We start from the raw sequence: 12,319 nt of genomic DNA, 5'->3' as shown, positions 1-12,319 counted from the left end.
GCCACTCCAGGTCGAACTCGTACGTGGCCGCGCCGTACGCGTCGAGGTGCGCGGTGGCGACGCTCGTCGTGGGGGCGTCGGTGCTGCCGGGCGTGAGGGTCACGGCGGAGTCGTCGAGCCACGCCCGTACCGCCTCGCCGTGCGCGTCGTGCCCGAGCCACGTGGCGAGCCGGGCGTCCCGCCCGAGCCGGCCGAGCGTGAGCGCGACGTTCGCGAGGCTGCCCCCGGGGTGCTCCGCGACGCTGCCGTCCGCGCGGTGCACGACGTCGACGAGCGCCTCACCGACGACGAGGACGTGCCCGGTGGGCGCAGCGGCGGGCTGGGCGGGGTCCGTGCTCGTGCTCATGCGTCGTCTCCGGTCGGGTCGTCGGGGTCGGTCGTGCCGCGTGCCGTCGCGTCGTCCTGCGAGCGTGCCGCGTCGAGGCGGGCGCGCGCGCCGTCGAGCCACTCCTGGCAGCGCGCGGCGAGCGCCTCGCCGCGCTCCCAGAGCGCGAGCGAGTCCTCGAGGGGCTCACCCCCGGCCTCCAGCCGGGCGACGACCTGCACGAGCTCGTCGCGCGCCTGCTCGTAGGAGAGCGTCGACACGTCGGACGTGACAGCGTTGTCAAAGGAAGTCACGGCAGTATTCAACCCCATCTGTGCGTCGTGGCCCGACCGGTCGTCCGGCGGGCGGTCCAGAACCGGCGCGGGCGCGTCACGACGCCTCCCGGCCGGGAGCGGGTCCGTCGTCGTGCGTGGCGGTGACCGCCGCGTCCAGCGCGCCGCGCGCGAGACGCACGCGCACCGCGTCGCCCGTCGCGACGTCGCCGGGGGAGCGGACCACGTGCCCGTCGGCCCGCTGCACGACGGCGTACCCCCGCTCGAGCGTCGAGGCCGGGGACAGGGCGCGCACCTGGGCCTCGAGCCGGCCGACCTCGCCCGCCGCGCGCACGAGCCGCGCGTCGAGCGCCCGGCGTGCCCGGTCCCGCAGCGCCCCGACCCGCTCCTGCCGGTCGGTGAGCATCCGCCCGGGGTCGGCGAGCACGGGCCGGGACCGCAGCGCGTCGAGCCCTGCCTGCTCGCGGGACACGCGCCCCGCGATCGCGCTGCGCAGGCGCTGACGGCTCTGCGCGACGCGGGCGCGCTCCTCCGTCACGTCGGGCACCACCCGCTTGGCCGCCGCCGTCGGGGTCGAGGCGCGGTAGTCCGCGACCAGGTCGAGCAGCGGGCAGTCGGTCTCGTGGCCGATCGCGCTCACGAGCGGCGTGCGGCACGCCGCCGCGACGCGCACGAGCGCCTCGTTCGAGAAGGGCAGGAGGTCCTCGACGGCGCCGCCACCGCGCGCGACGACGATGACCTCCACCTCCGGGTCGGCGTCGAGCGCCCGGATCGCGTCGCCCACCTGCTGCACCGCGTGGGCGCCCTGGACGGCCACCTCGCGGATCTCGAACCGGACCTGGGGCCAGCGGGCGCGCGCGTTGACCACGACGTCGTGCTCCGCCTTGGACTCGCGCCCGCACACCAGCCCGACGACGGCCGGGAGGAACGGCAGCGGCCGCTTGCGGTCGGCGTCGAACAGGCCCTCCGCCGCGAGCACGCGCTTGAGGTGCTCGATCCGCGCGAGCAGCTCGCCCACGCCGACGGGACGGATCTCGCGCGCCTGGAGCTGGAGCGTGCCGCGCCGCGTCCAGAACACCGGCTTCGCGTGCACGACGACGTGCGCGCCCTCCTCCACCGGCGTGCCCTGGAGCACGCGGGACGCCGCCGACACCGGGAGCGACATGTCGAGGTCCGTGTCGCGCAGCGTGAGGAACGCCGTCGACGTGCCCGGGCGCCGGTTGAGCTGGACGACCTGGCCCTCGACCCAGACCGGCGCCATCCGCTCGACGTACTGCTCGATCTTGCGCGACAGGAGCCGGACCGGCCACGGGTGCTCTGCGCTCGTCTCGAGCGCGCGCGACGGCAGGGGGCCGCGGGCCGCCGGACCGGCGGGCGCGGCATCCGGACGCGGGGCGTCGTCGGGCAGCGGGAGGGAGGCGGTCACGGGACCAGCCTGCCGCACCCCACCCACGCCCACCCAACGCGCCGCGGCACCGAGCGCGCCGACCAGCGCACCGACCGGCGCGCCGGTCGAGCGCTCAGGGCGCGAGCAGGTCGACGGTGACGAGGCGGTAGCCCTGCGCGCGCAGGTCGTCGACGATCCCGGGCACGGCGTCGACGGTCGAGGCGTGGATGTCGTGCATGAGCACCACGCTGCCCGGTCGCGCGCCCTCCACCGCGCGACGACGCGTCTCCGCGGCGTCGCGCGTCTTCCAGTCGAGCGTGTCGAGGTTCCACAGCACCACCTGGAGCCCGGAGCGGAGCGCGACCGACCGCACGCGGTCGTCGACGTCCCCGTACGGGGGCCGCAGGAGCGTCGGGGTGACCCCCGCGGCGCTCTCGATCGCCGCCTGGGTGCGCGCGAGCTCGTCGCGGACGGCGTCGTCGTCGAGCGTCGTGAGCTGCGGGTGGTCCCAGGTGTGGTTCGCGAGCAGGTGGCCGGCTGCTGCCGTGTCGCGCACGACGTCGGGCCGCTTCTCGACGTTGCTCCCGACGAGGAAGAACGTGGCCGAGACGTGCTTCTCCGCGAGCACCTGCAGGAGCCGCTCGGTGTCGGGCCCGGGCCCGTCGTCGAACGTGAGCGCCACGCACCGCTCGACCGCGCAGTCCACGCCCGTCGCCCGCGCCTGGTCGCGCCGCTGGGCGAGCTGGAGCGCCAGCCGGTCCGACCAGACGGCCTCCGTCGCCGCGAGCACCGCGTCGCGCAGCGCCACGGTCTCGGCCACCGGGGCGCCGCCCGGGCCGGCGTCCAGCGTCGTCGTCGCCTGCGTGAGCAGCCCGTCGAGCGTCGTGCGAGTGCCCTCGTCCGTGACGAGGCCGGCCGACTCCGTGAGGACGGGCCGGCCCTCGGTCGCCGCCACCTCCAGACCGTCGTACGCCCACTGCCGCTGCGCGGTCGCGACGGGCTCCGCCGCCTCGACGACGGCGGAGGCGGCCTCGTCCAGGGCGTCCGCCGTGGGCTCGGAGCCGGTCACGACCTCGACGTGGACGGCGGGGCGCGAGCCCGGGTGCAGCGGGTTCGGGCGGGACAGGGCGTCCACGGTGCGGTCCTCCTCCGGGTAGGTCACCGGGGTCGTGCGGAGCGCGGTGGCCTCCTGGAGCGCCGCGGCCAGGGGCTCGCGGACCGCCGGGTCGTCCACCTGGCCCTCGCTCGCGGCGAGCAGCGCCGCGCCCGCGACCTCCGCCGCGGTCGTCGGGACGAGCCGCGTGAGGTACGCCGCCTCGGCCCGCGCGCGGCCGTCCGTCGCGTCCCGCGTCACGCGCGCGACCTCGGCGTCGTAGCGCTCGACGGCGGCGACCCACGCGCGGTGCTCCAGCGTCCCGACGACCACGACCGCCGCCGTGACGACGACGAGCAGCAGCGGGACGAGCCACCACCACACCCGGCGGCGCCGTCGGGGCGCGTCGGGCGCGGGTGACGTCGTGCCGCCCGGGTCGTCGCTCATGCCCTCGATCTTGGGGGGCGGCGGGACGGACGTCGACCCGGCGCGCCCGGCGGACGGGTGCGACCCGCGTGCATCACGCCGCGCGCGGAGGGTCTGTGTGCGCCTCGCGCGCGGGACGTGACGACGTCGGGCCAGGGCCGTGGGTGAGCGGGCTCACCGGGGTCGGGCGACCGCCGCTCGCCTAGACTCGGGAGCGTGAGCGTCCTCCCCGCCGGCTCGTCCGCGTCCCCGACCGACCGCCCCGTCGCGACCCCTGCCGTCGACGGGACCCGCAAGCGCGTCCTGCTGGCGGCGCCGCGCGGCTACTGCGCGGGCGTCGACCGCGCCGTCGTCGCGGTCGAGAAGGCGCTCGAGCACTACGGCGCGCCGGTCTACGTGCGCAAGGAGATCGTGCACAACAAGTACGTCGTCGAGACGCTCAGCGAGCGCGGCGCGATCTTCGTCGACGAGACCGACGAGGTGCCCGAGGGCGCGCGCGTCGTGTTCTCCGCCCACGGCGTGTCACCCGCCGTGAAGGCGGCCGCGGCCGCGCGCAACCTCGACACGATCGACGCCACGTGCCCGCTCGTGACGAAGGTGCACAAGGAGGCCGTGCGCTTCGCGAAGGACGACTACGACATCCTGCTCATCGGCCACACGGGCCACGAGGAGGTCGAGGGCACCGCGGGGGAGGCCCCCGACCACGTGCAGGTCGTCGACTCGCCCGACCACGTGGACGACGTCGTGGTCCGCGACCCGGACAAGGTCGTGTGGATCTCCCAGACGACGCTCTCCGTCGACGAGACGATGGAGACGGTCCGGCGCCTGCGGGAGAAGTTCCCGACCCTCCAGGACCCGCCGAGCGACGACATCTGCTACGCGACGCAGAACCGCCAGGTCGCGGTGAAGAAGCTCGCTCCCGACGCGGACGTGGTCATCGTGGTCGGCTCGGCGAACTCGTCCAACTCCGTGCGCCTCGTCGAGGTCGCGCTCCAGGCGGGGGCCGGGGCGTCGTACCGCGTCGACCACGCGAAGGAGATCGACCCGGCCTGGCTCGACGGCGCGACGACCGTGGGCGTGACCTCGGGCGCGTCCGTTCCGGAGATCCTCGTGGACGACGTGCTCGCCTACCTCGCGGAGCGCGGGTTCGGCGCGGTTGAGGAGGTCCGCACGGCGACGGAGGACCTCATGTTCTCGCTGCCGCGCGAGCTGCGCGCCGACCTCAAGGGCTCGGCGGCCGACGGCGGGCGCCCCACCCGCGGCGGCCGCACCTCGCTCTCCGTCCAGCCCGTCTGACGCCCGCGCCGGAGCCCTCCGCGGCCGTCGGCCCCGGGGGAGCGGTCAGGCGCTCGCCCCGCCGGCCGACTGCTCCCGCCGGGGCTCGTCGCGGTCGTCGGGGCGCTCGTCGATCGCGACCACGGACTCGTTGACGGACGCGAGCAGCTCGGGTGCGCTCACCGCGCTGAGCTGCGGGTTCACCGTCGGGGGTGTCGTCAGCTCGTCGTCGACGACGTGCAGGTCCGCGAACCGGCGCGCGCTGACGAGCACGCGCGTCTCGAGCGAGCCGACCGTCCGGTTGTAGGAGTCCGCGGCGCTCTGGAGCTGGCGCCCGAGCTTCGCGAGGTGCGACCCCATGACCGCGAGCCGCCCGTGGAGCTCCTTGCCGAGCGTGAGGACCTGCTGCGCGTTCGTGGCCAGGGCGTCCTGCCGCCACGCGTAGGCGATCGTCCGCAGCATCGCGACCATCGTCATGGGCGTCGCGATGACGACGTTCTTCGACACCGCGTGCTCGAGGAGCGACGGGTCCTGCTCGACCGCGGCCGAGAGGAACGACTCCGCCGGGACGAACATGACGACGAACTCCGGTGCCGGGCCGAACTGGTCCCAGTAGCGCTTGGCGCCGAGGTCGTCGACGTGCTTGCGCATGTGGCGGGCGTGGGCGGCCAGGCGGTCCGCGCGCACGGCCGGGTCGGTGGCGCCCTGCGCGTCGAGGTAGCCGAGGAACGCGACCTTCGCGTCGACCACGACCTGCTTGCCGCCCGCGAGCCGCACGACCATGTCCGGGCGCAGCGCGCCGTCGTCGGTCGCGACCTGGTCCTGCTCGACGAAGTCGACGTGGGGGAGCATGCCCGCCGCCTCGACGACGCGCCGGAGCTGGAGCTCGCCCCACGCGCCCCGCACCTGCGACGAGCGCAGGGCCGTCACGAGCTGCGACGTCTCGGCGCGCAGCAGCTCGGAGGCGTCGCGCACCCCGCGCACCTGCTCCGCGAGGCTCCCGTGCGCGGCGAGGCGGGCCCGCTCGGCCTCGGCGACCTCCGCGCGCACCTTCTCCAGCGCCCCGGCGAGCGGCTCGACCAGGTGGCGCACGGCCTCCTCGCGGCGCGCGAGTTCGGCCGCCCCCTGCTCCTGGCTGCGCCGCATGCGCTCCTCCGCCTGCACGAGGAACTGCTCCGTGCCCGCGGCGAGCACCTTGCGCGAGAGCGCCTCGAACTGGGCCTCGAGCCGCCGGTGGTCGCCCTGGATCTCCGCGACGCGGCGCTCGGCCGCGGCCCGCAGCTCCGCGAGCTGCTGCTCGTGGGTGGCCCGGGCGAGGTCGAGCCGCTCGTCCGCGCTGCGCTGGGCCGCGCCGAGCTGGCGCGCGAAGCCCTCGCGCTCCGCCTCGAGCCGTTCGGCGAGGCCCGCGCCGCGCGCCGCGTCCTGCTGCGCCTGACCCAGGAGCTGCGTGAGACGGCGGACCTCCGCGCCCGCGGCGTCGGGCGAGGCGCGCCGCACCGCGAGCACGAGCGCGGCGCCGACCACCAGCCCCAGCACGAGTCCGACGGCGAAGAGCAACCATCCCGAGGAGTCCATGGCCGCACCCTCCCACGGGGCACCGACAGCACCGTCGGTCGGCGCGCGGGGCGGGCGCCGTCGCGCAGGTCGTGACAAAAGGCACCGCCCCGCGGCCGAGGGCTCGGCTACCTTGGCGCCATGGTCGATCCCCACCCCGCCCCACCTGTCGCGCCCGCCGGCGCGCCCGTCCCCGGCAGCGTGCCGGGCGTCGCGCCCGACCCCCGGCCCACGGCTCCGCCGGGACAGCCCGCGCCCCCGGACCCCACCGCCGCGCTGTCCCTGCGCGCCCTGTGGAAGCGCTTCGGGGAGAAGATCGCGGTCGCCGGCATCGACCTCGACGTGCCGGCAGGCTCGTTCTACGGGCTCGTGGGCCCCAACGGCGCGGGCAAGACGACGACGCTCTCCATGGCGACGGGCCTCCTGCGGCCCGACGCCGGCTCCGCGCACGTCCACGGGACGGACCTGTGGGCCGACCCGGTCGCGGGCAAGCGCCAGCTCGGCGTCCTGCCCGACGGCGTCCGGCTCTTCGACCGCCTCACCGGCGCCCAGCTCGTGACCTACGCGGGCCTGCTGCGCGGCATGGACCGCGACACGGTGGCGGAGCGCACCACGGAGCTGCTCGCGGCCCTCGACCTCGCGAAGGACGCCAACACGTTCGTCGTCGACTACTCCGCGGGCATGACGAAGAAGATCGCGCTCGCGACCGCGCTCATCCACGCGCCGCGCACGCTCGTGCTCGACGAGCCGTTCGAGGCCGTCGACCCGGTCTCCGCGGCCAACATCCGCGACATCCTCGCCGGCTACGTCGCCAGCGGCGGGACGGTCGTGGTGTCGTCGCACGTCATGGACCTCGTCCAGCGCATGTGCGACCACGTGGCGGTCGTCGCGGGCGGGCACGTCCTCGCGGCCGGCACCGTGGACGCGGTGCGCGGCGACCAGAGCCTCGAGGACCGGTTCGTCGAGCTCGTGGGCGGTCGGCAGAGCACGGAGGGCCTCGCGTGGTTGCGCAGTTCGTAAGGCTCAAGCTCACGCTCATGGGGAACTCGTTCCGCCGGAGCGTGTGGCAGACCATCGGCTTCGTCGTCGGCGTCCTCTACGGGCTGTTCGTCGTCGGGATGCTCGTCGTCGGGATGGTCGTCCTCGGCACCGAGGACGCCGCGCTCGCGGGCTCGATCACGATCCTCGCCGGGGCGCTCGCCGTCCTCGGGTGGTGGGTGATCCCGCTCTTCGCGTTCGGCGTGGACGCGACCCTCGACCCGCAGCGCTTCGTGCTGTTCGGCATCCCGCAGCGCCGGCTGCTCGCCGGCCTCGCCGTCGCGGGCGTCGTCTCGATCCCGGGAATCGTCACGGCCCTCGCGGCGCTCGGCGCGTCGTTCGCGTGGTGGCGCACGCCCCTCGCGGTCCTCGCCGCGCTCGTGGGCGCCGTCGTCGCGGTCGCGCTGTGCGTCGTCGGCTCGCGCGCGACGACGACGGCGCTCGCGCCCCTGCTCGAGTCGCGGCGCTACCGCGAGGTCGTGACGATCGCCGCGTTCGTGCCGCTCGTCCTCATCGGGCCCGCGTTCGCGTGGCTGGGGTCCCAGCTGGGCGGGGGCCCGGTCGACGGCGACGCGGTGCGCGGCATGGTGACGCGCCTCGCCGACGTCGCGGCCTGGACGCCGTTCGGCGCGCCGTGGGGGCTCGGCGCCGCGGTGCACGACGGCGCGTGGGGCCTCGCGCTCGCGCGGCTCGTCGTCGCGCTGGCGACCCTCGCGGTCGCGTGGGTCGTGTGGGACAAGGCGCTCGCGCGCGCCCTCGTCACGCCGCCCACCTCCGGCGGGGGCGGCCGCGCCAAGGGTCTCGGCTTCTTCTCGCGCTTCCCGGCGACGCCCACGGGCGCCGTCGCCGCACGCACGGCCACCTACTGGCTGCGCGACCCGCGCTACTCCGGGTCGATCGCGGTCGTGCCGCTCATCCCCGTCGTGCTGCTCGTCGTCGGCGGCGGCACCGGCTCGGAGATCTTCCTCGCGCTCGCTCCCTTCACGGCGTGGATCCTCGGCTTCTCCATCTCGGCCGACATCGCCTACGACCACACCGCGTTCGCGCTCCACGTGTCGTCGGGCGTCCCGGGGCGGGCGGACCGCTGGGGCCGGGCACTCCCCGTGCTCGTCGCCGGCGGCGCCGTGTCCTTGCTGTTCGCCGTGGTCTCCGTCGCGGTGGCCGGGCGCTGGGACGCGCTGCCCGCGCTGCTCGGGCTCACCGCAGGCGTGCTGCTCACCTCGACGGGCATCTCGAGCGCGACGTCGGCGCGCCTGCTCTACCCGGTGCCCAAGCCGGGCGACAGCCCGTTCAAGCAGCCGCAGGGCGCCGCGATGGCGACCCTCGTCGCCCAGACGGTCGCGATGCTCCTCGTCCTGGCGCTGTCGCTCCCGTTCCTCGTCCCGGGCGTCATCGCGATCGTCGCCGACCTGCCCGTCCTCGGGTGGGTCACCCTCGCGGTCGGCGTGGTCGTGGGTGCCGTGGTGCTCGTGCTCGGCGTGCGGTGGGGTGCCCGCACCTACGACCGCCGGGCGCCCGAGCTGCTCCAGCGCGTGCTGTCGTACGCCTGACGCGCGGGCCGGGACCGCGCGCTGCGGTCCCGGCCCGTAGACTCGGCCGACGTGGCACTCACTATCGGCATCGTCGGCCTGCCCAACGTCGGCAAGTCCACCCTCTTCAACGCCCTGACGCGCAACCAGGTACTCGCCGCGAACTACCCGTTCGCGACGATCGACCCGAACGTCGGCGTCGTGTCCCTCCCGGACCCGCGCCTCGACAAGCTCGCCGAGATCTTCGGCAGCCAGCGCGTCCTGCCCGCCACGGTGTCGTTCGTCGACATCGCGGGCATCGTCAAGGGTGCGAGCGAGGGGGAGGGGCTCGGCAACAAGTTCCTCGCGAACATCCGCGAGGCCGACGCCATCTGCCAGGTGACGCGCGCGTTCTCCGACCCGGACGTCGTCCGCGTCGAGGGTTCGACGGACGCCGAGGGCGACATCGAGACGATCAGCACCGAGCTGATCCTCGCCGACCTCCAGACGCTCGAGAAGACGGTCCCGCGCCTCGAGAAGGAGGTCCGGATCAAGAAGGGCGACGCCGCCCTCCTCGACGCGGCCCAGAAGGCGCAGGCGGTCCTCGAGGCCGGCACGACCCTCTTCCAGGGCGCGGCCGCCGCGGGCCTCGAGCTCGCGGACGTCGCGAGCCTGCAGCTCCTCACGGCGAAGCCGTTCATCTACGTCTTCAACACCGACGACGCGGGCCTCGCCGACGAGGACCTCCAGGCGCGGCTGCGCGCGCTCGTCGCACCCGCCCAGGCGATCTTCCTCGACGCGAAGTTCGAGTCCGAGCTCGTCGAGCTCGAGCCCGACGAGGCGAAGGAGATGCTCGCGGAGTCGGGGCAGGCGGAGGCAGGCCTCGACCAGCTCGCGCGCGTCGGGTTCGACACGCTCGGCCTGCAGACGTACCTCACCGCCGGGCCCAAGGAGGCGCGCGCGTGGACCATCCACAAGGGGTGGACTGCTCCCCAGGCGGCCGGGGTCATCCACACCGACTTCGAGCGCGGCTTCATCAAGGCGGAGGTCGTCTCGTTCGAGGACCTCGTCGAGACCGGCTCCGTCGCCGCGGCGCGCGCCGCGGGCAAGGCGCGCGTGGAGGGTAAGGACTACGTCATGGCCGACGGCGACGTGGTGGAGTTCCGCTTCAACGTCTGAGACGCAGGTCACAGCCCTGGACGCCCGCCGCATCGTGAGACGCGGCGGGCGTCCGTGCGTCCGGGGCCGGAGGTTTCGCGCATGTTTCCCGGCCGTCGCGGCCCGGAAACGCGCCCGTACCGGCCAGTATCAACTCGGTAACGATCACCTGCCGCAACCGGGCAAGGGGGAGATCCTTCGCAACTTGCTGGGTAGCGTGGGCCCAAACCGTGGTGGGCATGCCCGTCCACGCGCGCCGGCCGCAGGGCGAGCGTGCGACGGACGGGGCGGCCGAGGGGCGATCGACGTCCGCTCGTCCGCGCCCACCATCCCTTGGAGGAGGAACATTGAAGATCAGGCGCACGAGTGCCGCCCTGGCCGTGACGGTCACGGGGGCGCTGCTGTTCTCGGCGTGCAGCGGCACGTCGGGTGAGGGCGAGACCGACGGCGGCGACGACGCGGGCATCAACACCGCGACCGCCGTCACCGTCGCGTGGGAGGCCCCGCTCAACGAGCTCAACCTGAGCTCCCAGAACGGCAACGCGACGCAGAACGCCGTCATCAACTACATGCTCAACTCGGGCTTCAGCTACTACGACGCCGACCTGAACATCGTCAAGGACGAGTCGTTCGGCACGTACGAGAAGCTCTCGGACGACCCGCTGACGGTGAAGTACACGTTCGGCGACGACACCAAGTGGTCGGACGGCACGCCGGTCGACGCGACGGAGATCCTGCTGGACTGGGCCGGTCAGTCCGGCAAGTTCAACACGGTCGAGGCCCAGACGGACGAAGAGGGCAACGTCACGAACCAGGCCGAGGTGGACGCCGGTGTCTACTTCGACGGCTCGGACCCGGGCGTCGCGCTCATCTCGCAGAACCCCGAGATCTCGGACGACAACAAGTCGATCACCGTCGTGTACGACAAGCCGTTCGGTGACTGGGAGCTCAGCTGGACGAACGAGTTCGTCCCGGCGCACGTCGTGGGCCAGAAGGCGCTCGAGATCGAGGACCCGGAGGAGGCCAAGGCCGCCGTCCGCGACGCGATCCTCAACAACGACACCGCGGCGCTGGCGAAGATCTCGAAGTTCTGGAACGAGGGCTTCGAGTTCACCTCGCTCCCCGAGGACCCCTCGCTCTACGTCTCCAACGGCGCATACACGCTCGAGGAGTACAAGGAGAACCAGTACCTCACGCTCAAGGCGAACCCGGACTTCAAGGGCAAGAACAAGGGCTCGGTCGAGACCATCACGGTCCGGTACATCGACGACCCGATGGCTCAGGTCCAGGCGCTCGAGAACGGTGAGGTCGACCTGATCGGCCCGCAGGCTTCCGCGGACGTCCGCACGGCGCTCGAGGGCCTCGACGGCGTCGAGACGCACTCGGGCATCGAGGGCACGTACGAGCACGTCGACCTGGTCTTCCAGAACGGCGGCCCGTTCGACGCCAACTCCTACGGTGGCGACGCCGAGAAGGCCAAGGCCGTGCGCCAGGCGTTCCTGCTGACGATCCCGCGCCAGACGATCGTCGACAACCTCATCAAGCCGCTGAACCCGGACGCCGAGGTGCGCAACTCGAACATCCTGCTCCCGGGCTCGCCGAACTACGACCAGATGGTCGCCGAGAACGGCTCGGACTTCTACCCGCCGGCCGGTGACATCGAGAAGGCGAAGCAGCTGCTCGCCGACGCCGGGGTCGCCACCCCGGTCCAGGTGCGCTTCGCGTACAACAACGAGAACACGCGTCGCGTGAACGAGCTCGCGCTCATCACCGACACGGCGGCGCAGGCCGGCTTCGAGATCGTCGACACGGGCCGCCCGGCCGCCGAGTGGGGCACGCTCCTCGCCACCGGCCAGGACCAGTACGACGCGTCGCTCTTCGGCTGGCAGTCGACCTCGACCGCGGTCACCGAGTCGGACGCGAACTTCCGCTGGGCGCCGAACCCGGGCGTCAACAACTACGGCAAGTACAACAACCCCGCCGTGGACGCCGCGCTCGACAAGCTCCAGGTCTCGACCGACCCGGAGGAGCAGTTCCAGCTCCAGCTCGAGGTCGAGAAGAACCTCTGGGCCGACGGCTTCGGCGTGACGATCTTCCAGTTCCCCGCCATCCAGGGCTGGGACGAGAACCTGAAGGGCGTCGAGTCGATCACGATCAGCCCGACGATCTTCCACGGGTTCTGGAACTGGACGTTCGAGGGCTGAGTGCCCTGAGTCCCTGACGCGACCTGCCGCTGCCCCGTGCGGCGGCAGGGCCGTCCAGGTGTGAGACCGGGGGTCCCGG

The 12,319-nt window shown here is 73.9% G+C and carries 10 protein-coding genes; 5 read left to right on the top strand and 5 right to left on the bottom strand.

All coding sequences use genetic code 11. The features are described 5' to 3' along the window. The 4 genes from B9L22_RS19060 to B9L22_RS19045 all read right to left on the bottom strand — a co-directional run. Window positions 1-346: PfkB family carbohydrate kinase (locus B9L22_RS19060; RefSeq protein ID WP_233140242.1), on the bottom strand; the 346-nt coding region annotated here is incomplete at its 3' end. Then, window positions 343-636 carry an exodeoxyribonuclease VII small subunit gene (locus B9L22_RS19055; protein WP_051028398.1) on the bottom strand — a complete coding sequence of 98 codons (294 nt, stop codon included), beginning with the start codon at window positions 634-636 and terminating at the stop codon, window positions 343-345. The genes B9L22_RS19055 and B9L22_RS19060, both read right to left, overlap by 4 nt. Window positions 637-694: 58 nt before the next feature. Next, window positions 695-2,023 carry an exodeoxyribonuclease VII large subunit gene (gene xseA, locus B9L22_RS19050; protein ID WP_369824880.1) on the bottom strand — a complete coding sequence of 443 codons (1,329 nt, stop codon included), beginning with the start codon at window positions 2,021-2,023 and terminating at the stop codon, window positions 695-697. 94 nt (window positions 2,024-2,117) lie between these two features. Continuing rightward, window positions 2,118-3,524 carry a polysaccharide deacetylase family protein gene (locus tag B9L22_RS19045; RefSeq protein WP_086151513.1) on the bottom strand — a complete coding sequence of 469 codons (1,407 nt, stop codon included), beginning with the start codon at window positions 3,522-3,524 and terminating at the stop codon, window positions 2,118-2,120. A 195-nt stretch (window positions 3,525-3,719) separates the two neighbouring features. Between B9L22_RS19045 and B9L22_RS19040 the strand changes: the two genes are divergently transcribed. Continuing rightward, window positions 3,720-4,799, top strand: a complete 1,080-nt coding sequence (locus B9L22_RS19040; RefSeq protein WP_086151512.1) for a 4-hydroxy-3-methylbut-2-enyl diphosphate reductase — start codon at window positions 3,720-3,722, stop codon at window positions 4,797-4,799. A gap of 45 nt (window positions 4,800-4,844) precedes the next feature. Here B9L22_RS19040 and rmuC read toward each other — a convergent pair whose 3' ends face one another. Next, the gene (rmuC, locus tag B9L22_RS19035; RefSeq protein ID WP_086151511.1) at window positions 4,845-6,353 is read right to left on the bottom strand and encodes a DNA recombination protein RmuC; all 1,509 of its coding nucleotides are present in this window, start codon (window positions 6,351-6,353) and stop codon (window positions 4,845-4,847) included. A gap of 120 nt (window positions 6,354-6,473) precedes the next feature. On the opposite strand from rmuC, the gene B9L22_RS19030 reads away from it, so the two are divergent. The 4 genes from B9L22_RS19030 to B9L22_RS19015 all read left to right on the top strand — a co-directional run bounded on the left by B9L22_RS19030 (window position 6,474) and on the right by B9L22_RS19015 (window position 12,240). After that, on the top strand, window positions 6,474-7,352 hold the full coding sequence (locus B9L22_RS19030) for an ABC transporter ATP-binding protein (protein ID WP_081895765.1): 879 nt from the start codon (window positions 6,474-6,476) through the stop codon (window positions 7,350-7,352). Beyond that, complete coding sequence (locus B9L22_RS19025) at window positions 7,334-8,920, top strand: hypothetical protein (protein WP_086151510.1); 1,587 nt, start codon at window positions 7,334-7,336, stop codon at window positions 8,918-8,920. The genes B9L22_RS19030 and B9L22_RS19025 overlap by 19 nt, the downstream gene beginning before the upstream one ends. Window positions 8,921-8,971: 51 nt before the next feature. Further along, complete coding sequence (gene ychF, locus B9L22_RS19020; RefSeq protein WP_021482415.1) at window positions 8,972-10,057, top strand: redox-regulated ATPase YchF; 1,086 nt, start codon at window positions 8,972-8,974, stop codon at window positions 10,055-10,057. 326 nt (window positions 10,058-10,383) lie between these two features. Further along, window positions 10,384-12,240 (top strand): ABC transporter family substrate-binding protein, encoded by a 1,857-nt coding sequence (locus B9L22_RS19015; RefSeq protein WP_233140241.1) that lies wholly within the window; start codon window positions 10,384-10,386, stop codon window positions 12,238-12,240. The last annotated feature ends 79 nt before the right edge of the window (window positions 12,241-12,319 follow it).

It is taken from the genome of Cellulosimicrobium sp. KWT-B (genome assembly GCF_002127155.1).
GTDB classification, from domain to species: domain Bacteria; phylum Actinomycetota; class Actinomycetes; order Actinomycetales; family Cellulomonadaceae; genus Cellulosimicrobium; species Cellulosimicrobium funkei.
Note: the sequence above shows the minus strand (reverse complement) of the source record. Positions and strands in the feature narration are given on the sequence as shown.

Coding starts and splice junctions, on each gene's coding strand:
- B9L22_RS19055 (WP_051028398.1), bottom strand. CDS start 636: ATGGGGTTGAATACTGCCGTGACTTCCTTTGACAACGCTGTCACGTCC.
- B9L22_RS19045 (WP_086151513.1), bottom strand. CDS start 3,524: ATGAGCGACGACCCGGGCGGCACGACGTCACCCGCGCCCGACGCGCCC.
- rmuC (WP_086151511.1), bottom strand. CDS start 6,353: ATGGACTCCTCGGGATGGTTGCTCTTCGCCGTCGGACTCGTGCTGGGG.
- B9L22_RS19030 (WP_081895765.1), top strand. CDS start 6,474: ATGGTCGATCCCCACCCCGCCCCACCTGTCGCGCCCGCCGGCGCGCCC.